This is a genomic window from Pedobacter sp. UYP30 (genome assembly GCF_040547165.1).
In the GTDB taxonomy this organism is placed as follows: domain Bacteria; phylum Bacteroidota; class Bacteroidia; order Sphingobacteriales; family Sphingobacteriaceae; genus Pedobacter.
On the sequence record NZ_JBEPPD010000009.1, the window covers coordinates 55,780 to 76,875 of the forward strand.

Below are 21,096 nucleotides of genomic sequence, written 5' to 3' on the forward strand. Positions count from 1 at the left end.
ATGTATATATTTGTTTAAATAAAAATAGTGATGTATCAAGGCACGTTATTAGAGTTTTTAAATATGGGTGGATCGGAGATCATCCTCATATTGGTAGTAGTTTTATTGCTTTTTGGCGGGAAAAAACTTCCAGAGTTGGCTAGGGGGCTAGGCAAGGGCATTAGAGAGTTTAAAGATGCCTCAGAAGGGGTAAAGAGAGAGATACATCGAAACATTAATGCGATGGATGAAGACAAGGTAGCAGACGAAGTGGTAGTTGCAAACAGTAGTGAGTCTCACAAACCCACAGCTGCTGATGTAGCCGCAGTTACTGGCGTAGAAGAGACGGCGCCACATCTTAGTAACGTTGAGAAGGTAGGTCATGATGTTGCAGCAGTTACTGGCGTAGAAGAAAGAGTATCACATCTTAGCAATGTAGAGAAGGTAGGTCATGATGTGCCCATTGCAAACGTTACAGAGCCTGTTACAGAAAGTCGCAGCACAGTAATTGAGCCGTTGCCTTCGGTTAAGTAGATTGAAAAAATAGACGGTTAAAAAAAAGAAATTATGTTAAATACAACAATAGCAGCAATGCTCGGAACTCCAGAAATTATTATGATTTTGGTGGCTGTACTTTTACTTTTTGGAGGTAAAAAGATACCAGAACTTATGCGAGGCCTGGGTAAAGGTATTAAAGAGTTTAAAGATGGTAAAGATGGTCCGGCAGACGATCATGTAGATCCTTCTAACAGAGACAGGACTGTTTAATCTCATTATTTTTCAGGTTTGAAGAAATACAGTTCTCTCCAAGAGATACAAAAATCCCTTGCCAAAGGGCAATTAACATTAGCAGATTTACTCAGTTATTACTTCGAGCAAATTAGCGCAAACGAACACCTCAATGCTTTTAATGAGGTGTTTTTTCATTCTGCCAACTTGCAAGCAAAAGCAGTACAAGAAAAGTTAAACAACGGTACCGCAGGTAAATTGGCAGGCATGGTTATTGGTATAAAAGATAACATCTGCTATAAAGACCATGCGGTTACCGCATCTTCTAAAATGCTCGATGGCTTTGTTGCGCCCTATTCTGCTACGGTAGTTGAACGGTTGTTGGCAGAAGATGCCATTATCATTGGCCGGCTTAATTGCGATGAATTTGCGATGGGCGGCTCTAATGAAACTTCGCATTTTGGCGTGGTAAAGAATGCAAAAGACCATAGTTTAGTTCCCGGCGGATCGTCTGGAGGTTCGGCAGTTGCCGTGCAGGCAGACATGTGCTTGGCTGCCTTGGGTACAGATACAGGTGGCTCAGTTAGGCAACCGGCCGCATTTTGCGGACAAATAGGACTGAAACCCAGTTACGGACGCATTTCTAGATATGGCGTAATCGCTTACGCATCTTCCTTTGATCAGGTTGGTCCCATTACTTCATCTATTAGCGATGCCGCGCTACTATTGGAGGTTTTGGCAGGAGCCGACCAATACGATAGTACCGTATCACCTAATCAGGTGCCTGCCTATTCAGAAAAATTAGCTAATCCTCCCATAAAGAAAATTGCCGTTTTACAAGAAACAATAGATAGTGATGCGCTTGACCCAGAGATTAAAGCTGCTGTTTTATCGTCTATAGAAAGATTAAAAAAAGATGGCCATCAAATAGAATATGTTTCTTTTGATTTGTTAGACTATTTAGTGCCCACCTATTATATACTTACGGCTGCAGAAGCCTCTTCTAATTTATCTAGGTATGATGGGGTACATTATGGTCACAGGAACACAGACGCAAAAAGCCTGACCGAATTATATAAAAAGTCTAGAGCAGAAGGTTTTGGCGAAGAAGTGCAAAGAAGAATTTTACTAGGTACGTTTGTTTTGAGTGCGGGATATTACGATGCTTATTATCAAAAAGCTCAACGAGTACGCCGATTAATAAAAGAAAAAGTCGAGGCGTTGTTCACTTCTTTCGATTTAATTTTATTGCCGGTTGCTCCTACCACCGCTTTTAAAATTGGCGATAATTTGCAAGACCCCTTGGTAATGTACATGGCTGATATTTTTACCGTGCTAGCTTCTCTTACTGGTAATCCGGCCATCGCCCTGCCCATTGGCAATAACAAAGCAGGTTTACCGTTAAGTATCCAGTTTGTAGCCGGCCAATTTAACGAGGAAGAACTTTTGGCGTTTTCTCAACAATTTTTAAAAAATTAATGCGATAGGTTTGTAGGTTTAATCTTTTGATAATCAGTCCGTTTCGTTAGTTTTGGTTTTTTGGTAATGTTTTGTTGTGTAAAACCCAGCAAAACATTGTAGGCTTTTTTAATAAGTTTTGCCAGAATCCGATATCACCAGATAGTCTTTCTTTAGGAGCTATGGTGGGTAATTTAAAAAAATCAACCTGTATAGAATGATTAAACTAATGCGAATTTTCTATCTGCTTCCGCTCCTCAGCTTAACAACTAGTGCGTTTTCTCAACAAAAAATTAACCCAGACAGCCTTCTAAAAACCTCAAATTTTTTTGTCGATACCGATTCGAGAACCGTGCCAGAAGCGATTGAAAATCAGTTGCTTTTTGGACAGAATTATATTTATAAGCTTCGCTTAGATTCCATACAAAAAACAGTTCCACTGCCGTACAATGAGTATGTACAGCAATATATAGACATTTATAGCAAGCGTAAGGACATGTTTGGTAAAATGTTGGGCCTGTCTAACTATTACTTTCCTATTTTCGAAAAAGCGTTGGCAGAGTATAATGTGCCCAAGGAAATTGAATACCTCACCATTATCGAGTCAGAAATGAATCCTAACGCCCGTTCTCGGGTTGGTGCCACAGGCCTTTGGCAATTTATGTTTGGCACAGGCAAGGCCTATGGATTGCAAATGGACAACTATGTTGATGAACGAAAGGACCCAATACAAGCTAGCTACGCTGCGGCAGCTTATTTTAGAGATTCTTATGAAGAGTTGGGGGATTGGTTGCTAGCACTTGCCGCCTATAATTGTGGTAAAGGGAATGTTAATCGTGCGATTGCCAAGGCAGGGTCTAGAGATTTCTGGGAAATTAGGCAATTCCTACCTAAAGAAACCAGAAACTACGTGCCAGCATTTATAGCAGCAGTATATGTAATGAACTATTCCTCTAAACATCAAATTACCCCTCAGGCCTGTAATTTGTGCCTAAAAACAGATACGGTTTTGGTAAATAAATTTGTTTCGTTACCGCAACTTGCCAATGCGTTAAATGTTTCTAGCGATGCGCTCGCCGATTTAAATCCTTCGTACAAGAAACAGATTGTAAATGGCACAGATGAAACGCCAAAAAGAATTATCCTACCGAGTTTACAAAATGCAGATTTTACAGGCATCTATAATGTGTTAAATACTGATTATATAGATGCTAATCCCAATATTATCCTTGCTAGTACAGATGATGTTAGAGCGCTTCGGAAAGCAAGTGCGTCAAATTTGTCAAGGGAAAAAACAGTACTCTACAAGGTAAGGCCTGGCCAAAGTTTAAATGCTATTGCTGATAAATATAATGTAGAGGTGCAGGATTTAAAGGTATGGAACCGGTTAAAAAGCAATGTCATTGTACCTGGGCAGCACCTCAAAATTTATGTACATGGGGCGCCAGCTAAAGCAGCAACCTCTTCCTATTCTAATTATCGGGTTAAAGCAGGAGACACATTATCTGATATTGCAGAACGATTTGATGGGGTAACCGTTCAAAGGATAAAGAACGACAATGGTTTAAAGAAGTCGATTTTACAACCAGGTATGCTGCTAAAAATTTCTAAAGGCTAGTTTTAGGCTGTTGGAAAGAGTTGGTATTGATGGTTATTATGTAAAACGCAACCATTGTTGATGCTACAGGCTTTGGTTAAAAATTTTCGATAAAGTTTTATTTTTGCTTTTTATTTAGAGAACCATGAAGCTTAAAGCAACCAATTTATCTAGTTTGCCACACATAGCAAGCGAACTTTTGATTTTTGCCCAAGATGAAAAGATTTTCTTGTTTGAAGGGGAAATGGCTGCTGGAAAAACTACTTTTATAAAGGAACTTTGCGCCGGCTTGGGCGTTTTAAAAAATGTTTCCAGTCCTACTTATTCCATTGTAAATGAGTATCAAGGCGAAAAGAATAAAATTTTTCATTTCGATTTTTATAGGATAAAAACGGTTGAAGAGGCTTTTGATATTGGTTTTGAAGAATATCTTGACAGCGGTGCCATTTGTTTAATAGAATGGCCAGACAAAATAGAAGTGTTGTTGCCCACCAATTATATAAAAGTTAAAATAGAAGTGGCGCTCAATGGAGAACGAATTTTTAATTTTTCTAAAATATAGCCGCATGCATTCATTGTTAATTTTCATTGCTTGGTTTATTATTCAGAAAGCTTTGATGGTATTCACTCCGATGTTTTGATATTACGCAAAACATTTCCAACGTTTTTTTGTAACTTCAACAACCCAAAATTTTAAATAAGCTAAAAATGGCTACAGGATTTAGCGCCGGAATGGCCGATATTGCTTTGCAGGGTCTGCGGCAAACACAAGAGGCGACACTAGAAACCAAGGCTAGAAAAAACGACCTTTGCATCGGTATTCCAAAAGAAATTTCTTTTCAAGAAAATAGAATAGCGCTAACACCTTTATCAGTCGCGCTGTTGGTAAATAACGGCCATCAGGTTATATTAGAAAGTGGCGCTGGTATGGGTGCCAACTTTTCTGACAGGGAATATGCAGAGCAAGGCGCAAAAATTGTGCATGATAAAAAGGAAGTGTTTGCATGCGATATTTTAATGAAAATTGCGCCGCCTATGCTGGTAGAAATCGAGATGATGCACAAAGGGCAGACCCTAATTTCTTCACTCCAAACAGGAACACTTAAGCAAGAATACCTCAAAGCCTTAATGCATAAAAAGATCAATGCGCTTTGTTTTGAGAACATAAGAGATGAAGGAAACGTACTAAGCGTTGTGCGGGCAATGGGCGAAATTGTTGGATCTACCTCCATTTTAATCGCTGCAGAATACTTAAGTAGCGTAACCGGCGGCAAAGGATTGATGCTTGGCGGCTTTACTGGCGTGCCGCCAACCGAACTAGTAATTCTTGGTGCTGGTACCGTTGGAGAATATGCGGCAAGAACAGCTCTAGCCTTAGGTGCAGAGGTAAAGGTTTTTGACAGTTCTATTTATCGACTTAGGCGATTGCAAAATAATTTAAGCAGCAGCAGGGTTTTTACTTCGGTTATGCAGCCCATTGTATTGCATAAATCTTTGGTTACTTGCGATGTGGTGATTGGAGCTATTAGAGCCAAACATGGCCGAAGCCCCTGCATAGTAATGGAGGAAACAGTAGCTAAAATGAAACCAAATTCAGTGCTGATAGACATTAGCATAGATCAGGGTGGTTGTTTCGAAACTTCCGAGGTCACAAATCACACAAAACCCGTATTTAGAAAGCATGATGTGATACATTATTGTGTGCCCAATATTGCCTCTCGCGTACCTAGAACAGCATCTTATGCACTTACCAATATCTTTGCACCAATTCTTTTAGCCATTGGCGAGAGCGGTGGATTAATGAATATGGTTTGGGAGCATCCCGGAATTAGAGAGGCACTGTACATTTATCAAGGCAACGTAACCAATAAGGACCTAGCCGATATGTTCGATTTGCCTTTTAAAGACTTGGAATTATTGGTGCTTTCGAATAGGTAGTTTTGAGTTAGAAAGATGAAAGGGGGAAGGTAGCAGAAAGCTTAAGGCAAAAAGCTGAAAGACTAAAGCGAAAAGAGGTTGAAGGCTGAAAGGTTGAAAGTTTAGGGTAGCAGAAAGCTGAAAGACTAAAGACTAAAGCGAAAAGAGGTTGAAGGCTGGAAGGTTGAAGGTTTAGGGTAGCAGAAAGCTGAAAGATGAAAGCGCGAGGCGCCCAATTTTCGCACTCGCCACTCCCCTTCTAGTTCAAGGAGGGGTAGGGGGCAATGTCATTAACTTAAGGAATCGTTTGTCAGTCAGAGCCTGTCGAAGACCTTAAAAAAAGTCTAAAAACCAACAAAATAGCTGTCCTTCGACAAGCTCAGGATGACACCAGTTTTTGTGGTTTCTATTAAGTTAATGACATTGGGATCCCGGGGTGATTAAATAGCATAGTCGGAGGTCGGAAAGCACATATTTACAGATCAAACAGAGCATCAGTCTGCCATAATTTAACACAATGAAAAAAACTATAATCTGTCTGTTGCTCGCCACGCTAACTTGCAGCGTCTTTGCGCAAAGTGATGAATATAGCCAAACTAAGCTGCGTATTGTAGACTCTTATTTTACCTACCTGTCTTCTACTATGCAAAACAACCAAAACGAACTCGTAGAAATAAAGAAAGAAATACCTTCTATTGTGTTGGATATTCGATATGCCACAAACAATAATTTTATGCAACAGGTAATGTACAACCAGGCAAGAGCCTTCGCTCGCCGCCCGGTTGTGGAAGCGCTTAAAAAAGTGCAGACCATTTTGCGTGCGCGAGGTTTAGGTTTAAAGATTTACGATGGTTACAGGCCTTATGCCGTCACAGTAGATTTTTATAAGAAAGCTAGCGATAAAAACTTTGTCGCAAATCCTGCAAAAGGCTCTAAACACAATAGAGGTTGTGCGATAGATTGTACATTGATCGATTTAAAAACAGGAAAAGAGTTGGAAATGCCCACGCCGTACGATAGCTTTTCTAAAGCAGCAGCGGCAGGTTACCCAGCTGTTTCGGCTGTGGCAAGAACAAATAGAGATTTGTTGATTTTTATTATGAGAAAAAACCAAATGAACGTGCTGAGCAACGAATGGTGGCACTATGATTTTGTAAGTTGGCGCAACTTCGATTTGATGGATATTCCTTTTGAGAAATTGTAGTCTTTTATGAAGCGCCTCTTAACCTTCCTTTCGAGAGCGTTTATCGGAGGTGGTATGTATGGCAGATGCTGAAATAAATTCGGTATGACAGTTTTGGTTTTGCGCCCACCCACCTAGGCACATTAATTCCTACTCCCCGCGTACCTAAACCCGGACGAAGTGGAATATTTTGAAATTAAATTTATTGATTCAAATGCCCCTTCACGGCTTGCGGTTAATCTCCATCAACTATCGTTTTAAAAAAAGCAAACTGCTGTTTTATAGATTTCTTCCAATAAGTTGCATTGTGGCTTCCGGGCTGCTGAGTATAAGTGGCATTTATTTTTAAACTGTCGCACTTTTTCTTAAGGTTGTTGTTGGCATGGTAGAAGAAGTCGCTATTTCCATCGTCGAAGATAATTTGTTTTTTACTTCCCTTCAATTTATCTATGTTTCCAATTACAGAATATTGCAACCAAATATCACTGTCATGACTTGGGTTGCCCAACAAATCTGGTACGCCAAATTGGCCAATTGGATCTGTTAAATCTACACCTCCGCTGGTACTGCCGGCACTTTTAAATAATTCTGGATGCTTTAAAAAGAGATACAAAGCGCCATGGCCGCCCATGCTAAGGCCTGTAATAAAAACATTAGAAGTATCTACCGGGAAATCTGTTTTTATTTTTGGCATCAATTCATCGAAGAAAAAACTTTCATATTGCCAATCTTTCTTTGCCGGGCTATTGATGTACCAACTGTTGAACAATCCATCTGGACAAACCAAAATATAACCAAAATCATCGGCATATTTTTGTGCATCCATAATGCTGTTCCATTGTTTATAATTTGCGCTGAAACCATGAAGCAGGAAAACCGTTGGCAAAGTTTTGTGCTTCGACATGTTATGCGGGGTAAATACCCAAACGGTATCGGTGCGGGGCAGATTTTTAGAGTTAAAAACCAACTGCTTTTGGGCAAAGGTAGAGAGATAGCAAAGTGTTGCAATTAATAAAAGAGAAAGGTGTTTCATGTTAAAAGTTATTGTGTATTAAGGTAATGGTTTTTACTATTTCGGCTCGTATGGCGCTGGTGGAATCTACAAAATTATTATTCATAAATGAAAACAAGTATGTTTTGCCCTTTTTAGTAATCACGTAGCCGCTCTGGTTATGTACACCCGTTAACGTGCCTGTTTTTGCAAAAACGAAAGGATTGTCCGTTTTTGGGTAGGCATACTTTATGGTGCCTGCTTTGCCGCCTGCGGGCAGCATGGCAAATAATTTTGATGGATTATTTACTTCCTTATAAATAAGCTCTAATATTTTTATTATGTCTCTAGGCGTAAACAAATTCATCCGAGAAAGGCCGCTGCCATCTACCCAGTTCGGCTTGTCTGGCAGGGTTTTCAAATAAGTGTTTAGTGCATAATCTATTGTCTTTTTGGTCTGTAAAGTATCGCTTATTTGGTTGCTGCAAAGCAGTATCAATTGTTCGGCAATAAAATTATCGCTAGGTAACAGCATCTCGGTTAATACAGCATCTCTATCTGCGCCAAGAATGGTTTTGGCATTCTTTGGCATTGGTATATTAACTAGCCCAACAAATGCATGCAAGGTGTCTGCTAGCAAGTTCAGCGTAGTCTGGCTATTTAGCGAGTATGGAATCCGCTCCTGGTAATTTGCCGCAGGCGCAGAATTGCTGTAGTGAAATTCGTTTTTGAGTAGATCTCTTTTTACAAAAAAGTTGTTACTGTTGGCGCTGTCTTTAATAAAACAGCTTGTAAAGGTTTTTGGCGAAATACTAAAAGAGCCCTCCGAATTGCCGGTTACTTGCACGGTATTGTCCATTATAGGCAACTCGCTAATTTCTGCTTGAAAGTAATCATTATAATCATCCCAAGCCCAGCCAGGGCCAAATTTATTGCCCACGTATCTGCCGGGCGAAAAAAATAGCTTCTTATTACTGGCTTTTAAAAAGTTTAGGGCGCTTCGGTCTTTCAGTTCTGTTTGGAGGAAAGAAGGGTCTCCGGTGCCCCAAAAAATTAAGGAGTCATTTCTTTCTTCGTAACGTAAGGCAGCAATTTTTTGCGGCAGCATTTTTAGCACAGTGTAAAATGTAAATAGCTTTGTGTTAGAGGCCGGCACAAAATATTTACTGGCATCTTTCTCAAAAATCATTTTTTCATCCTGTAAATCGTATAGAGCAAAGCCAAAAGCCGTGTTCTTTAAAACTGCTGAGGTTTTAAATTCCTTTGAGAGTTTGTGCGAGATTTTTTTATTTATCCCACAGCTGGCTCCTAGAAAAATAAATAGGCAAAGAAAATATAAGGTTGCTTTTTTCTGAGATTTTGGGGACATTTTTTGGCATTCGTTAAAATCTGAACTAAATTGCTAAATTTAATTTAATGTTGGCCAAATACAAAACTATTGCAATTAAAATCATTCAAAATGTACAATTTTGTCTGTGCAGTTTATTGCTCGTTTTTGCGACCGCCAATGCTCAACAATTTCGACTGCCAGAAAACAGGCATCGCCAATCAATCACCTTTAAAAGTATAAAAAACCTAATTGTGGTGCCAGTATTGGTAAATGGCAAAGGTCCCTATGATTTTATTTTGGATACTGGCGTAGGCCCTATGATTATCACAGATCCAAGTATTTTAGATTCCTTAGATTTCCATGCACTTAAAAAAGTTACCGTTTCGGGCTTAGGCACAGATACCTTGGTGGCTTATGTTTCTCAAAGCATTAATGCGCAGATTGGAAGGGCAAAAATAAGCCGCATTCCTACCGCTATTTTAAATGACGACCTTTTTAACCTATCGGGATATTTAGGCAAGAAAATTTATGGAATAATAGGTTTTTCATTCTTTAACAGTTTTGTGGTAGATATTCGGTATAGTCAAAACAGACTAATTATATATCAGCACGATGCAAAAATAAAGCTTCGCGGCAAACGGATTCCGCTGCAAATTTACAATCAGCGGCCTTACGTGTCTGCTGAGGTTGCTGTATCTGATGGTGTTAAGGTAATGGCAAAATTCTTGGTGGATACTGGCGCAAGCCACTCCTTATCTATGGAGACGTTGGGTGATGGAGGCTTTCCAATACCTCAAAAAAAAATAGCCGCTAATCTTGGCATGAGCTTAAGTGGTAGAATAAAAGGCTATGTGGGTAGAATTGCCAGCTTTAATTTTGGTGGCCATGTATTTAAAAATATTGTGGCCGGCTTCCCAAATTATAAAACAATTATTAAAAAAATTGCAGATAGTAAGCGTAATGGTACCCTTGGAGCCGAATTGCTAAAGAGGTTTGACGTGCAATTTGATTATGCAAACAGCGCGGTCTATTTAAAGCTCAACAGCTACGCAAAGAAGCCCTTCAACTATGATAAAGTGGGCGCAGTATTGTATTTGGATCTAGAAAAAGTAAAACGTTATATGATAGCCGAGGTAGACGAAGATTCGCCTGCAGATAAAGGTGGTCTGTTAGCTGGTGATGAAATTTTAGCCATAAATTTTAGCGACGTGAATAAATATTCTCTTGATGAACTGGCTGAAATGTTCAAATCAAATCTTCAAAAAACAATCATCTTTGAGATAGCCAGAAATGGAAAGGTAATTTTCCGTTTCGTGCGCCCCGAAGATAGAATCTGACGCTATAAATAGCGGTAATTTTATGGTTACAAGGTCCAAAAATGGCAATATTCTTATATCTTTAAAGCAAACTAAATAAACTATTTACTTATTCGAATGAAATTTGACTTTAAAATTTTAGCGGCTGTCGTTCTGGCACTTTCCATATCCGGCTGTAAAACTATTTTCCATCACAAGAAATCGAACACTAAACCTGCAACAGCAGCGCAGGCAACTCCACCAAAAAAGCAAGAAGACATAAAGGCATATAAAGAGGTGGTAACCGATAAGGCAAAAACCATTAATGGCATGTTTAAAACCCATAAGGTTGATGATAAGTGGTATTTCGAAATTCCAGATAGTCTGTTAAACAGAGATATGTTGGTGGTAACTCGTTTATCAAAATCACCTACGGGGATTAATGTCGGAAATCAACAATATGGCGGCGAAGAGCTAAACGAACAAGTTTGGAAATGGGAGCGTAAGGGAAGGAAAATCTACATTCGTGTACCAAGTTTTTCTGTACGTGCAGATTCTACGAGTGACATGTATCAATCGGTTAAGAACTCGAACCTATCGCAAATTTTGGCCAGTTTCGACATTAAGGCTTACAATAAAGACACCACAGCAATTGTAATAGATGTTACCGATTTTTACAATGGCGATATAATGGCCATCGGCGCAACTGATGCATTAAGAAAAGCCTACAAAATCCAAACTTATGATGCTGGCCGATCCTATGTTGATACCATTAAAACATATCCAATCAACATTGAGGTAAAGACAGAAAAAACGTATAAGGCACAAGATTCACCGACTGATGCAAGCAACGGTGCGGTAACATTTGAGTTTAATACTTCTATGTTGTTGTTGCCAAGAACACCCGTAAAAGCAAGGTTAATGGATAAAAGGGTTGGCTATTTTGGCCAATCTCAAATAGATTATGGAACGAATGCTCAAAAAGCAGAACGTACCGCATATATTCATCGTTGGAACTTAGTACCTAAAGATACAGCCGCCTATCTTCGTGGAGAACTGGTAGAACCAGTAAAACCCATTGTTATTTATATAGATCCGGCAACACCAAAAAAATGGGTACCTTATTTAATTGCAGGTATAAATGACTGGAATGTAGCTTTCGAGGCCGCAGGATTTAAAAATGCCATTATGGGCAAGGCTGCACCAACCAAAGCAGAAGATTCTGAATTTAGCGTAGACGATTCTCGCTACTCGGTGTTGAGGTATTTTGCCTCAGACATTGCAAATGCGTACGGCCCCCACATCAGCGACCCGCGTACTGGCCAAATTTTAGAAACGCATATTGGCTGGTACCACAATGTGATGGACTTATTGCGCAATTGGTATTTCGTACAAACCGCTGCCGTAAATCCGGCAGCTCGTAAAGCGCAGTTTACCGATACAGAAATGGGCGAACTGATTAGATTTGTGTCTTCGCACGAGATTGGCCACACGCTCGGCCTACCACATAACTTTGGCTCAAGCTATGCTTATCCTGTAGATTCTTTACGTTCTAAAACTTTTACAGATAAACATGGAACGGCACCTTCTATTATGGATTATGCCCGTTTTAATTACATTGCTCAGCCTGGCGATGGTGTAACCAAATTACATCCAGAAATAGGAGAGTACGATAAGTGGGCCATTAAATGGGGCTATAGTTGGTTTCCAGGCAATAAATCTCCACAGCAAGAGCGAGCTATCTTAGATAAATGGACGTTAAAGAATGCTGGCAATCCACTTTATTTCTATGGTAGACAGGGTACGAGTTTAGATCCGCGTTTGCAAAGCGAAGATTTGGGCGATAACGCCATGAAAGCAAGTACTTATGGCATAGCAAACCTAAAACGCATTTTGCCAAATGTAGAAAAATGGACGTATAGACAAGGGAAAGATTACAGCGACCTAAAGGAAATTTACAATGAAGTGGTTACCCAATTTAATCGGTACATGGGGCATGTAGCAACCAACGTGGGTGGCATGAGCGAAAACTTTAAAACTTACGAACAAAGCGGGCCAGTATATGCCTACCTGCCTAAAGCCACCCAACAAGGTGCGGTGTCGTTTTTTAATAAGAATCTTTTTGTAACTCCACTTTGGTTAATAAATACCGAAGAGTTGGGCAAATTTGATAATGGAACGCTTTTGAACAGAGTTAAGGGTGTGCAGACTGGTACATTGGGAGCTTTACTGTCTCCCACTCGAATTGCTCGTTTGCTAGATAACCAAACCAAGAACGGCACATCAGAAGCCTACACTTTAACAGATATGTTTGCCGATTTGAAATCTTCCGTCTTCTCTTCTGGAAGACCAGATGCCTTTAAAAGAAACTTACAACGGGCTTATGTAGAAGATTTGGGTGATTTAATGACCAAGGATCTTAATCTTCCGGGAGGCTTATCTTCGGATGCCGCAGCTGGTTATGGATATACTCCGATTAATGTTGGCCTTTCTGACATAAGACCAATAGTGAGAATGGAATTGAAAAACTTACTGAGAACCACAAAATCAAGAGCAAATGCCGGTGATGTCATTTCTAAGGCTCATTATGATGATTTAAGCAGTAGAATTAAAGATATTTTAGATCCTAAAAAGTAAACGACAGCTTAGTATTTAAAACGAGGTAATTCTGTATAGTTTTACCTCGTTTTTTACGCACTATAATTCCAAATTATAGAAAGTTTTTTTTGTTTCCTTGATGGCTTAGCTGAAAGTATTGGTTCTTTGCACAACAAATAAAGAGGATATAAAAGGCTTTGGCGAAAATGGGGCCTGCAATAACCAACGTAAAGTCGGCGCTGTATTATTGATAAAAAGAAAATAGGAGGTCAGAGGTGGGCGATAGGATAATATTGAAATTTTTATACGTTCCAAAACAAAATTTTATTGTTTAATTTGCAAAACATCAAAAACACCTATGTTCCGTTATTACCTATTCTTTTTGTTTGGATTGCTACTTTTTACCGCTTGCAACAACACCAAAACTAACGACGCATCGCTCAGAGAATTTACCTTTGCGCCTGTTAAGGGCATTCGATACACAGAAGTTAAGCGTAGGTTTAGTTCAGGGCTCTCTTTTAATCCAGAGGGTTTTATGCAAAAGCCATCATGGATTATAGAAGTTGCCGCCGAAGACACCATGTTGGCCTGGAGCCCGCAAAAGCAAATGATGCAGCGTTTCTATATGCAGTATGATCACGGAGATGTGTACAATTTTGCCGCAGAGTTTTTTAAAGTGCAACACGTAAGTAAAGATAGCATGGTGTTTAGGCGAGTAGAGGTAGAAGGGAGGAAGATTGTAAATGGCATAGCATCTGATGTAAACATGACATTTTATGCCCAAAACTACATCAAAAACAAACTAAAAACAACTGTAACAGCATTGCAAAAACCTAGTAAAGAAGATACTGCTTTCGTTAAACGAAGGGCTGCAACAGTAAACAAGAGCCTAGACAGTGCTTTTGCAGCAACCACCCCTGTAAAATTTATAGCAAAGAATAAAACCGTTAGCGTAGAAAAAATAAGTACCGTAGATCCTTTGCAGAAACGTACAGAAGCGTACGATTATATGTTTCCGCAATATGAAATTAAGATAGACAAAGCTTACAAAGACTTTTATTATCTCTGCAATGCAATAGTAGATTTTAAAGGGCATATACATATTGAAAACGTTGTAGGCGTGTTGCCAGAGAATGCCGAGAATAAGAAAAAGGTGGTGCAAGCTATTGCAGATATTTACCTATACAGTTTTTTTACGGTGCAGCCAGGAACCACGTTGGGTATACCACATAATTCGCAAATAACGTTTGGTATCACTGGAAAAGCAGCTAAAAAGCCTTAATAGTCTGTTGGTTAACTTTTATGTGGATTGTTAAAAAATGTTAAATGTTTTTTTGTTTTAATGAATATATCACTTATCTTGCAAGCTTAATCTAACACTAAATACAATGCAAGAGGGTACAGTAAAATTTTTCAACGTAACAAAAGGTTTTGGTTTCATCGTTCCATCTAACGGCGACGCAGAAATTTTTGTTCATTCAACGGGTTTAATCGATGAGATCCGTGAAAACGACAAAGTGCAATATGAAGTTGCCAACGGAAAAAAAGGCTTAAATGCCGTTAATGTGAAAGTAATTTAATTTATTATCATATTTAAAAGACAGCCTGCAAATTAACTTTGCAGGCTTTTTTTGTGGTAAAGAATTTGAAAACCAAAATCACAGGTCAGTAATCCTAACTCGACATTCTAAAAGTTAAAAGCAATAGTTAAGCAGTGGTCTCCTTTGTAGAATCCTCAACAAACTAAACAAGTCTATTTATATTTTTCTGATTGATGTTGCAGCAGAGTTCAAGCTCCCATCTTTGTTTTTGATGATAGGACACGTTAATTTAACAGTTTCGTTTTGAGCGATGTGAAAAATCTCATAAATAGGAAATAGATCCTGTGAGCAGATCTTGCTTGTGAGGCGTTTCGTACCTCAACGCAACGACTGGTTTCCTTAAGTTATAATCATTTAAAGCCTTTCTCCAACACTCTTAATAATCGCAACTGTTAATCTGCTTACACACGCCAATTTTCCGCGATTGTTATAAATTTTAATATCCCAAACATGTGTTTTTGCACCTAAGTGTATTTTGGTGCAAACGCCCTTTACCAAACCACCTTTTACTGGCCGCAAGTGGTTTGCATTTACCTCTAACCCAACAGGAACATATTTTTCTGGATCGATACACATAAAAGAGGCAACGCTGCCAATCGACTCTGCCAAAACCACCGAAGCACCGCCGTGCAAAATGCCCGCAGGTTGGTGCGTCCGTTCATCAACTGGCATGGTGGCAGTTAAAGAGTCAGCGCCAATTTCTGTAAACACAATATCTAAAAGGCCGCCAATATGATTTTTTGGTTTGCCATTTAATTCTTCTACCGTAAACTGTTTAAACCACATGGTAAAGTTCTTTTAAAATTTGTACGTGATGCGCTATATGCCCTGCAATTACAAACAGCAAAGCCCTTACGGTTATCTCTTTACCAGATGCAATTCCTTTTCTATTTAATTCCTCCTCGTTCAACGACTCAAAAAGGTATAGATTCGCTTTGCGCAAAGCGATGAATTCTTCTGTTAGGTTTTTAAAATCTCTATTTGCAAAATCAGCGTTCGCTACATACGCATCTTCATCAAAACCAGTCAAAGGCTGTTGCTCGTTTCTAGCAAAACTCATTAACCTATAGGTTAATATTCTGTCTGTATCTATCAAATGCCCAAGTAATTCTTTTACTGTCCATTTGCCCGCTGCGTAAGCAAAATTCTCCTTGTCTTTATTGTTTAGTAACAATTTCGGGAGCGAAGTAATCTGTTGGGTCAATTTCTCAAAAATATCGTCTTTAACTTTGCTAATGTAGTTTTCGCCCCAAGCTGGGTATTCGTTAGGCTGTGGTCGGTTCATAAGTTAGGCTGCTTTTTAATATGATTCTAAATGTTGTTCCTTTTCCAATTTCAGAGTCTTTTACAAAAATCTCTCCGCTGTGATAGTTTTCGACAATGCGCCTTGTAAGCGAAAGACCAAGTCCCCAGCCTCTTTTTCGAGTGGTAAATCCAGGCTGAAAAACAGCATCGAATTTCGATCTGGGTATGCCACGACCGCTATCGGTAACGTCTATAAAAACTTGTTCTTTTGCTAGGTTCTCAATAATATTTACTGAAATGGTACCAGCGTTATCTATGGCATTCGCCGCATTTTTTAACAAATTTTCTGTCACCCAATCAAATAACGGTACGTTTAGCAGGGCCCTAACCTGTTCGTCTCCAGTAATAGAAAATACAACCTTATCAGAAGTGCGCAGTCTAAAGTAGGCAATAAAATTAGCCACAACTGTAAAAACCACATGGTCTTCTAAAATAGGTTTCGACCCAATTTTAGAGAATCTATCTGCAATAACCTCCAAACGCTTAATGTCATTTTCCATCTCGGCAATTAATGGGTCATCTTCCGCGTCGAACTTCGATTTCATTAGCTCAACCCAAGCCATTAGAGAAGATATTGGCGTACCCAACTGATGAGCGGTTTCTTTCGCCAAACCAACCCAAACCTGATCTTGTTCATCTTTTCTTGCCGAGCTAAATGCAGTATATGCAGTTAATAGGAATAAGAAAATTACCCCCATTTGGATGTATGGAAAAAACCTCAACTGCGTTAAAATAAAAGAGTCTTTATAATAGGCATTGTATTTATCGCCCAAAATGGCAACCGTTACCGGCGGATGTTGCCTCTTCATTATCGCCAGTTGGCGTACAAAATATAAACTATCGTAAGTTAGTTTTGTATTGTCGGCATACATGGTTTTTGTGCTATCTAAACCTGTAGAAGAGGTAATTCTGCCGGTAGTATCTGTTAGAATGACTGGCATTTTCATGTTTTCTCGCACGGCCTCCATAATGCCGGTGTAATTGTCGTTGTCCATCAAAAACATAGAGCGTTCGGTAACTTTAAGCCAAAGTTGAAATTGTGTTGCTTCTTCTCGCTCCATTTTTTTTACAAATGAATCTGTATAAAAAATAGAGGCAATGCCAATTAATATAGCGAATATGAGGAGGAGAAACTTCCAGCGTCGTTTTTTCTGATATGGATTCATGCTTATGAAGGCAAATTACAATAAGAAAACGAAAAAAACATAAAAAACATATCTTTGTGGCTCCTGCCGTTTTTAGGTGGGGCGATTAACTTTCGATGCACCAAATGTATGGAGCCGAAAGCGCAACATTCCCAATTATGGAAAAAAAAGTAAGAGTAAGATTTGCCCCGAGCCCAACAGGCGGCCTACATTTGGGCGGTGTACGTACCGCATTGTTTAATTATCTGTTCGCTAAGAAGCACAACGGAACATTTGTTTTAAGAATAGAAGACACAGACCAAAGTAGATTTGTAGAAGGTGCAGAAGAATATATAGAAGATTGTTTAAACTGGTGTGGTATAATGCCTGATGAGAGTTCGGGCAACCCTGGTAATTTTGGGCCATATAGGCAAAGCGAGCGCAAAAGCTCCTACAAAAAATTTGCAGAACAATTGGTAACTGATGGCTATGCCTATTATGCTTTCGATACTCCAGAAGAGTTGGACGCAAAAAGAAAAGAGATTCCTAATTTTCAGTATGGCCAGACAACGCGCATGCACATGCGTAATTCGCTTTCGTTAAGTCATGACGAGGTTGCAGAGCTCTTAGAAAATGAAATTCCCCATGTAATCAGGATAAAAGTGCCCGAAGATGAAAATGTTTCTTTTAAAGATTTGATCCGTGGAGATGTTGCGTTCGAAACTAGTGGCGTTGATGATAAGGTATTGCTAAAAGCTGATGGTATGCCTACTTACCATTTGGCCGTGGTGGTAGACGATAAAGCGATGGAAATTACCCATATTTTTAGAGGAGAAGAATGGCTGCCATCTGCACCTGTCCATATATTGCTTTGGAAATATTTGGGTTGGGAAAACATTATGCCGCAGTGGGCACACTTGCCGCTTATTTTAAAGCCAGATGGTAATGGAAAGCTAAGCAAACGCGATGGCGATAGACTTGGTTTTCCGGTGTACGCCATGAACTGGACCGACCCTAAAACTGGAGATGTGACTACTGGATTTAAAGAATTGGGCTTTTTGCCCGAGGCTTTTGTTAATATGCTGGCCATGTTAGGCTGGAACGACGGCACAGAACAAGAATTATTTGGTTTGGCAGAACTCGAAGAAAAATTTTCTTTAGAAAGGATAAGCAAGGCAGGCGCAAAGTTCGATTTTGAAAAAGCCAAATGGTTTAACCACGAATGGATTAAAGTTACACCGGCAGCCGAACTTTGTCGAATGGTTAAAGTTGAGTTACAGAAAGAAAACATTGAGGTAGAAAATGATAAATATCTTATCCACGTTTTAGAGATGATAAAAGACAGGTGTTTCTTGTTGCCAGATTTTATTGCACAATCTGCCTACTTTTTCGATTTGCCAAAAGCGTATGATGATGCTGCTATAAAAGCCAAATGGACACCAGAAAAAGCCGCTTTTTTTGAGGTATATGCAGAAAACTTGGATTTAACGAGTGCCGAAATAGCCGAAATAGCTTTTAAAGCATTAGCAGAAAAGCATGGTTTTAAGGCAGGCGAATTAATGCTCCCTTTTAGAATTATGCTGGTAGGAGGGAAATTTGGTCCAGGTGTTTTTGATATAGCTGTAACGTTGGGGGTAGAGAAAACCCAGTTAAGGATAGAAAAAGCGATACAAGCTTTTAATGCTTAGCGTACGTGTAAACGAATTGTTTTATATGTTTGGTAGGCCCTAGAATTGCTGCCTAAATCTTATTTTACCATTAAATGGAAGTACTTAGGCGCCTGTTTTATGGAATGAATTCGTCTTTTTTAAAAGCATAACCAAATTTTTTATAAGGGTTAAAATTTTTATTTTATCTTCGATAAACCATAATAACACAAACCATGCAAATTTTTGGAAAGGGAAGTGAAAACATAGAAGACAGCAGGGGCAGCAGCGGCGGTCGCGGTGGAAAAACTATTCTCGGCGGAGGCATTGGGCTTCTGGTAATTGTTGTTGGCCTCTTTTTTGGTAAGGACCTTACTGGCTTGGTTTCTCAAATGCCAGATGGTGGACAAAATGTAGAAGTGAAAAAGGGAATTCCGAAAGACCCCGACGGCATTAGGATAAGCCAGATATTAGCCACCACCGATTCAGTTTGGACGGTTGAGTTTGAAAAAATGGGCAAAACTTACCAAAGGCCAACGCTACGAATGTTTGACGATGCCGTGCAAACTGGTTGCGGAAACGCAAGCTCTGGCGTTGGGCCATTTTATTGCCCTGCCGACGAACATGTTTATATAGATTTATCTTTTTATAAAGAATTGAAAGACCGCTTTGGTGCAGCTGGAGATTTTGCGCAAGCCTATGTAATTGCGCATGAAGTTGGTCATCATGTGCAAAACTTACTGGGCATTTCTGAAAAGTTGGACAAAGAGCGCGGTCGATTAAGCGAGACAGCATACAACAAATTATCAGTTAAGTTAGAGCTACAGGCAGATTTTTTTGCAGGAATTTGGGCACATGACATTAAAAATGGCAGTAACGTTATATTAGACCCAGGCGATATAGAGGAAGCTTTAACTGCCGCGAACGCCATTGGTGATGACAAATTGCAGAAACAGGCAACAGGAGAAGTCCATCCAGATTCGTTTACGCATGGGACTTCTAAACAACGTGTGTATTGGTTTAAAAAAGGGTACGAAACCGGCGATTTTAGCCAAGGCGATACTTTTAATGCTAGCGATTTATAAAAAGGCAAAACATTTGCTCAATTTGCGCTGTTAACTTTAGCATTTGAGTTCGTAGCTCCAAATTTTTAGATTGCCGAATCAACATTTACATCCACCAAAAAAAGAATGATTTTACTAGTTGATGATTTGCCCGAAAATTTAATTTCGTTGCAAAGAGTGCTTCAAGCCCATAATTTTGAAGTTGATACAGCCTCATCGGGTGAAGAAGCCTTAAAGAAAGTTTTAAAAAAAAGCTACGTATTAATTATTTTAGATGTACAAATGCCAGAGATGGATGGCTTTGAAGTTGCCGAGGCCATTTCTGGATTTAGCAAATCTAAAGATACCGCTATCATTTTTCTTTCGGCGGCAAACACAGAATCTCAATTTATAACCAAAGGCTACCACAGTGGTGGGTTAGATTACATCACCAAGCCGGTAGACGTAAACATTCTACTCTTAAAAATAAAGACCTTTTATCGTATTTATGAGCAAAACAGAAAGCTCAATGAAATGCAGGAAAGATTATTGGCCGAAATTGAAACTAGAAAAGAGGCCGAACATAAAAAAGACGAATTCATCAGCATTGCTAGCCATGAGTTAAAAACTCCTTTAACAAGCGTTAAGGGATATATTCAATTGTTGCAACGCAGTTTAAACAAGGGAGATACAAGCACAGCTATAAGTCATTTAAATAAAGCAAACACCCAGCTACAAAAACTTAACGAGCTTATTGTTGATTTGCTGGACATTTCTAAAATAGAGAGCGGCAAACTTAAGTTTAACATGCAGTATTTTCCTGCCAATAATGTGGTAGATAATGCCATAGAAATGATGCAAAGCGCCTATCCAAATTTTACCATTAATAAGATTGGCGATTGCCAAGAGTTGGTTTATGGAGATGAAGGTAGGCTTGAGCAAGTAGTTATCAATTTTATAACCAATGGAATTAAATATGCGCCAAATACCAATCAAATTAATGTTTCGATAGGCATAACCGAGGGTAAATTGCGGGTTTCGGTAAAAGATTATGGCATTGGCATACCAGAAGAAGAACAGGCCCACATCTTCGAAAAATTTTATAGAGTGGAAGAAAATAGTGCGCATTTTAATGGATTGGGCATAGGCTTGTATATCTGTTCTACGGTGATTGATAGGCACCAAGGAAGTATTGGCGTACACAGTTCACCTAGCCAAGGTTCCGAGTTTTATTTTGATATTCCGGTTGATACAAAAGATGTTGAGTCAGCAAACTTAGATTAAAATATTCTGATAAAAA

19 protein-coding genes are annotated in these 21,096 nt (G+C 39.2%); 14 read left to right on the forward strand and 5 right to left on the reverse strand.

Going from position 1 to position 21,096, the window contains the following annotated elements:
- The first annotated feature begins 30 nt into the window (after nt 1-30).
- From tatA to ABIB40_RS11660, 7 genes are all read left to right on the forward strand, one after another.
- Nucleotides 31-513 (forward strand): twin-arginine translocase TatA/TatE family subunit, encoded by a 483-nt coding sequence (tatA, locus tag ABIB40_RS11630; protein ID WP_354359208.1) that lies wholly within the window; start codon nt 31-33, stop codon nt 511-513.
- 33 nt (nt 514-546) lie between these two features.
- A complete protein-coding gene (locus ABIB40_RS11635; RefSeq protein ID WP_354359210.1) occupies nt 547-747 on the forward strand; it encodes a Sec-independent protein translocase subunit TatA/TatB in 201 nt (66 codons plus the stop codon).
- 18 nt (nt 748-765) lie between these two features.
- Entirely contained in the window at nt 766-2,187 is a 1,422-nt protein-coding gene (gene gatA, locus ABIB40_RS11640) for an Asp-tRNA(Asn)/Glu-tRNA(Gln) amidotransferase subunit GatA (protein WP_354359212.1), read from the forward strand.
- A 196-nt stretch (nt 2,188-2,383) separates the two neighbouring features.
- Nucleotides 2,384-3,784, forward strand: a complete 1,401-nt coding sequence (locus ABIB40_RS11645) for a lytic transglycosylase domain-containing protein (protein ID WP_354359214.1) — start codon at nt 2,384-2,386, stop codon at nt 3,782-3,784.
- A gap of 124 nt (nt 3,785-3,908) precedes the next feature.
- A complete protein-coding gene (tsaE, locus tag ABIB40_RS11650; RefSeq protein ID WP_354359216.1) occupies nt 3,909-4,325 on the forward strand; it encodes a tRNA (adenosine(37)-N6)-threonylcarbamoyltransferase complex ATPase subunit type 1 TsaE in 417 nt (138 codons plus the stop codon).
- Nucleotides 4,326-4,471: 146 nt separating this feature from the next.
- On the forward strand, nt 4,472-5,701 hold the full coding sequence (locus tag ABIB40_RS11655; RefSeq protein WP_354359218.1) for an alanine dehydrogenase: 1,230 nt from the start codon (nt 4,472-4,474) through the stop codon (nt 5,699-5,701).
- A 496-nt stretch (nt 5,702-6,197) separates the two neighbouring features.
- Nucleotides 6,198-6,884 (forward strand): M15 family metallopeptidase, encoded by a 687-nt coding sequence (locus ABIB40_RS11660; protein ID WP_354359220.1) that lies wholly within the window; start codon nt 6,198-6,200, stop codon nt 6,882-6,884.
- Between the two features lie 214 nt (nt 6,885-7,098).
- On the opposite strand, the gene ABIB40_RS11665 is transcribed toward ABIB40_RS11660, so the two are convergent.
- Both ABIB40_RS11665 and ABIB40_RS11670 read right to left on the reverse strand, forming a co-directional pair.
- Nucleotides 7,099-7,896, reverse strand: coding sequence for an alpha/beta hydrolase (locus ABIB40_RS11665; RefSeq protein WP_354359222.1), 798 nt, complete (start codon nt 7,894-7,896; stop codon nt 7,099-7,101).
- A gap of 1 nt (nt 7,897) precedes the next feature.
- Nucleotides 7,898-9,223, reverse strand: a complete 1,326-nt coding sequence (locus ABIB40_RS11670) for a D-alanyl-D-alanine carboxypeptidase/D-alanyl-D-alanine-endopeptidase (protein WP_354359224.1) — start codon at nt 9,221-9,223, stop codon at nt 7,898-7,900.
- A 47-nt stretch (nt 9,224-9,270) separates the two neighbouring features.
- Here ABIB40_RS11670 and ABIB40_RS11675 point away from each other — a divergent pair, with 47 nt between their 5' ends.
- From ABIB40_RS11675 to ABIB40_RS11690, 4 genes are all read left to right on the forward strand, one after another.
- Nucleotides 9,271-10,521: an aspartyl protease family protein gene (locus tag ABIB40_RS11675; RefSeq protein ID WP_354359226.1), complete on the forward strand. Its 1,251-nt coding sequence runs from the start codon at nt 9,271-9,273 to the stop codon at nt 10,519-10,521.
- Nucleotides 10,522-10,617: 96 nt separating this feature from the next.
- Nucleotides 10,618-13,116, forward strand: a complete 2,499-nt coding sequence (locus ABIB40_RS11680) for a zinc-dependent metalloprotease (RefSeq protein ID WP_354359228.1) — start codon at nt 10,618-10,620, stop codon at nt 13,114-13,116.
- Between the two features lie 319 nt (nt 13,117-13,435).
- Entirely contained in the window at nt 13,436-14,359 is a 924-nt protein-coding gene (locus ABIB40_RS11685; protein ID WP_354359230.1) for a hypothetical protein, read from the forward strand.
- A 106-nt stretch (nt 14,360-14,465) separates the two neighbouring features.
- On the forward strand, nt 14,466-14,657 hold the full coding sequence (locus tag ABIB40_RS11690; protein ID WP_354359232.1) for a cold-shock protein: 192 nt from the start codon (nt 14,466-14,468) through the stop codon (nt 14,655-14,657).
- Nucleotides 14,658-15,032: 375 nt separating this feature from the next.
- Here the strand turns inward: ABIB40_RS11690 and ABIB40_RS11695 are convergent, their stop codons facing one another.
- Genes ABIB40_RS11695 through ABIB40_RS11705 form a run of 3 tightly spaced genes read right to left on the reverse strand, consistent with a single transcriptional unit; the run spans nt 15,033 to nt 17,149 of the window.
- Nucleotides 15,033-15,464: a hotdog fold thioesterase gene (locus tag ABIB40_RS11695; RefSeq protein ID WP_354359234.1), complete on the reverse strand. Its 432-nt coding sequence runs from the start codon at nt 15,462-15,464 to the stop codon at nt 15,033-15,035.
- Nucleotides 15,454-15,963: a DinB family protein gene (locus ABIB40_RS11700; RefSeq protein ID WP_354359236.1), complete on the reverse strand. Its 510-nt coding sequence runs from the start codon at nt 15,961-15,963 to the stop codon at nt 15,454-15,456. Before ABIB40_RS11700 ends, ABIB40_RS11695 begins: the two co-directional genes overlap by 11 nt.
- Nucleotides 15,944-17,149: a sensor histidine kinase gene (locus ABIB40_RS11705; protein ID WP_354359238.1), complete on the reverse strand. Its 1,206-nt coding sequence runs from the start codon at nt 17,147-17,149 to the stop codon at nt 15,944-15,946. The genes ABIB40_RS11700 and ABIB40_RS11705 overlap by 20 nt, the downstream gene beginning before the upstream one ends.
- Before the next feature lie 137 nt (nt 17,150-17,286).
- On the opposite strand from ABIB40_RS11705, the gene gltX reads away from it, so the two are divergent.
- The 3 genes from gltX (at nt 17,287) to ABIB40_RS11720 (ending at nt 21,080) form a co-directional block, all read left to right on the forward strand.
- Complete coding sequence (gene gltX, locus ABIB40_RS11710; protein WP_354359240.1) at nt 17,287-18,795, forward strand: glutamate--tRNA ligase; 1,509 nt, start codon at nt 17,287-17,289, stop codon at nt 18,793-18,795.
- Nucleotides 18,796-18,989: 194 nt separating this feature from the next.
- Nucleotides 18,990-19,838: a KPN_02809 family neutral zinc metallopeptidase gene (gene ypfJ / locus ABIB40_RS11715; RefSeq protein ID WP_354359242.1), complete on the forward strand. Its 849-nt coding sequence runs from the start codon at nt 18,990-18,992 to the stop codon at nt 19,836-19,838.
- Nucleotides 19,839-19,943: 105 nt separating this feature from the next.
- Nucleotides 19,944-21,080, forward strand: a complete 1,137-nt coding sequence (locus ABIB40_RS11720) for a hybrid sensor histidine kinase/response regulator (RefSeq protein ID WP_354359244.1) — start codon at nt 19,944-19,946, stop codon at nt 21,078-21,080.
- Nucleotides 21,081-21,096 lie beyond the last annotated feature (16 nt).

What these genes read in the sequence shown, in the direction of transcription:
- tatA (WP_354359208.1), top strand. Translation starts at nt 31, where the DNA reads ATGTATCAAGGCACGTTATTAGAGTTTTTAAATATGGGTGGATCGGAG.
- ABIB40_RS11635 (WP_354359210.1), top strand. Translation starts at nt 547, where the DNA reads ATGTTAAATACAACAATAGCAGCAATGCTCGGAACTCCAGAAATTATT.
- ABIB40_RS11645 (WP_354359214.1), top strand. Translation starts at nt 2,384, where the DNA reads ATGATTAAACTAATGCGAATTTTCTATCTGCTTCCGCTCCTCAGCTTA.
- tsaE (WP_354359216.1), top strand. Translation starts at nt 3,909, where the DNA reads ATGAAGCTTAAAGCAACCAATTTATCTAGTTTGCCACACATAGCAAGC.
- ABIB40_RS11655 (WP_354359218.1), top strand. Translation starts at nt 4,472, where the DNA reads ATGGCTACAGGATTTAGCGCCGGAATGGCCGATATTGCTTTGCAGGGT.
- ABIB40_RS11660 (WP_354359220.1), top strand. Translation starts at nt 6,198, where the DNA reads ATGAAAAAAACTATAATCTGTCTGTTGCTCGCCACGCTAACTTGCAGC.
- ABIB40_RS11665 (WP_354359222.1), bottom strand. Translation starts at nt 7,896, where the DNA reads ATGAAACACCTTTCTCTTTTATTAATTGCAACACTTTGCTATCTCTCT.
- ABIB40_RS11670 (WP_354359224.1), bottom strand. Translation starts at nt 9,223, where the DNA reads ATGTCCCCAAAATCTCAGAAAAAAGCAACCTTATATTTTCTTTGCCTA.
- ABIB40_RS11675 (WP_354359226.1), top strand. Translation starts at nt 9,271, where the DNA reads ATGTTGGCCAAATACAAAACTATTGCAATTAAAATCATTCAAAATGTA.
- ABIB40_RS11680 (WP_354359228.1), top strand. Translation starts at nt 10,618, where the DNA reads ATGAAATTTGACTTTAAAATTTTAGCGGCTGTCGTTCTGGCACTTTCC.
- ABIB40_RS11685 (WP_354359230.1), top strand. Translation starts at nt 13,436, where the DNA reads ATGTTCCGTTATTACCTATTCTTTTTGTTTGGATTGCTACTTTTTACC.
- ABIB40_RS11690 (WP_354359232.1), top strand. Translation starts at nt 14,466, where the DNA reads ATGCAAGAGGGTACAGTAAAATTTTTCAACGTAACAAAAGGTTTTGGT.
- ABIB40_RS11695 (WP_354359234.1), bottom strand. Translation starts at nt 15,464, where the DNA reads ATGTGGTTTAAACAGTTTACGGTAGAAGAATTAAATGGCAAACCAAAA.
- ABIB40_RS11700 (WP_354359236.1), bottom strand. Translation starts at nt 15,963, where the DNA reads ATGAACCGACCACAGCCTAACGAATACCCAGCTTGGGGCGAAAACTAC.
- ABIB40_RS11705 (WP_354359238.1), bottom strand. Translation starts at nt 17,149, where the DNA reads ATGAATCCATATCAGAAAAAACGACGCTGGAAGTTTCTCCTCCTCATA.
- gltX (WP_354359240.1), top strand. Translation starts at nt 17,287, where the DNA reads ATGGAAAAAAAAGTAAGAGTAAGATTTGCCCCGAGCCCAACAGGCGGC.
- ypfJ (WP_354359242.1), top strand. Translation starts at nt 18,990, where the DNA reads ATGCAAATTTTTGGAAAGGGAAGTGAAAACATAGAAGACAGCAGGGGC.
- ABIB40_RS11720 (WP_354359244.1), top strand. Translation starts at nt 19,944, where the DNA reads ATGATTTTACTAGTTGATGATTTGCCCGAAAATTTAATTTCGTTGCAA.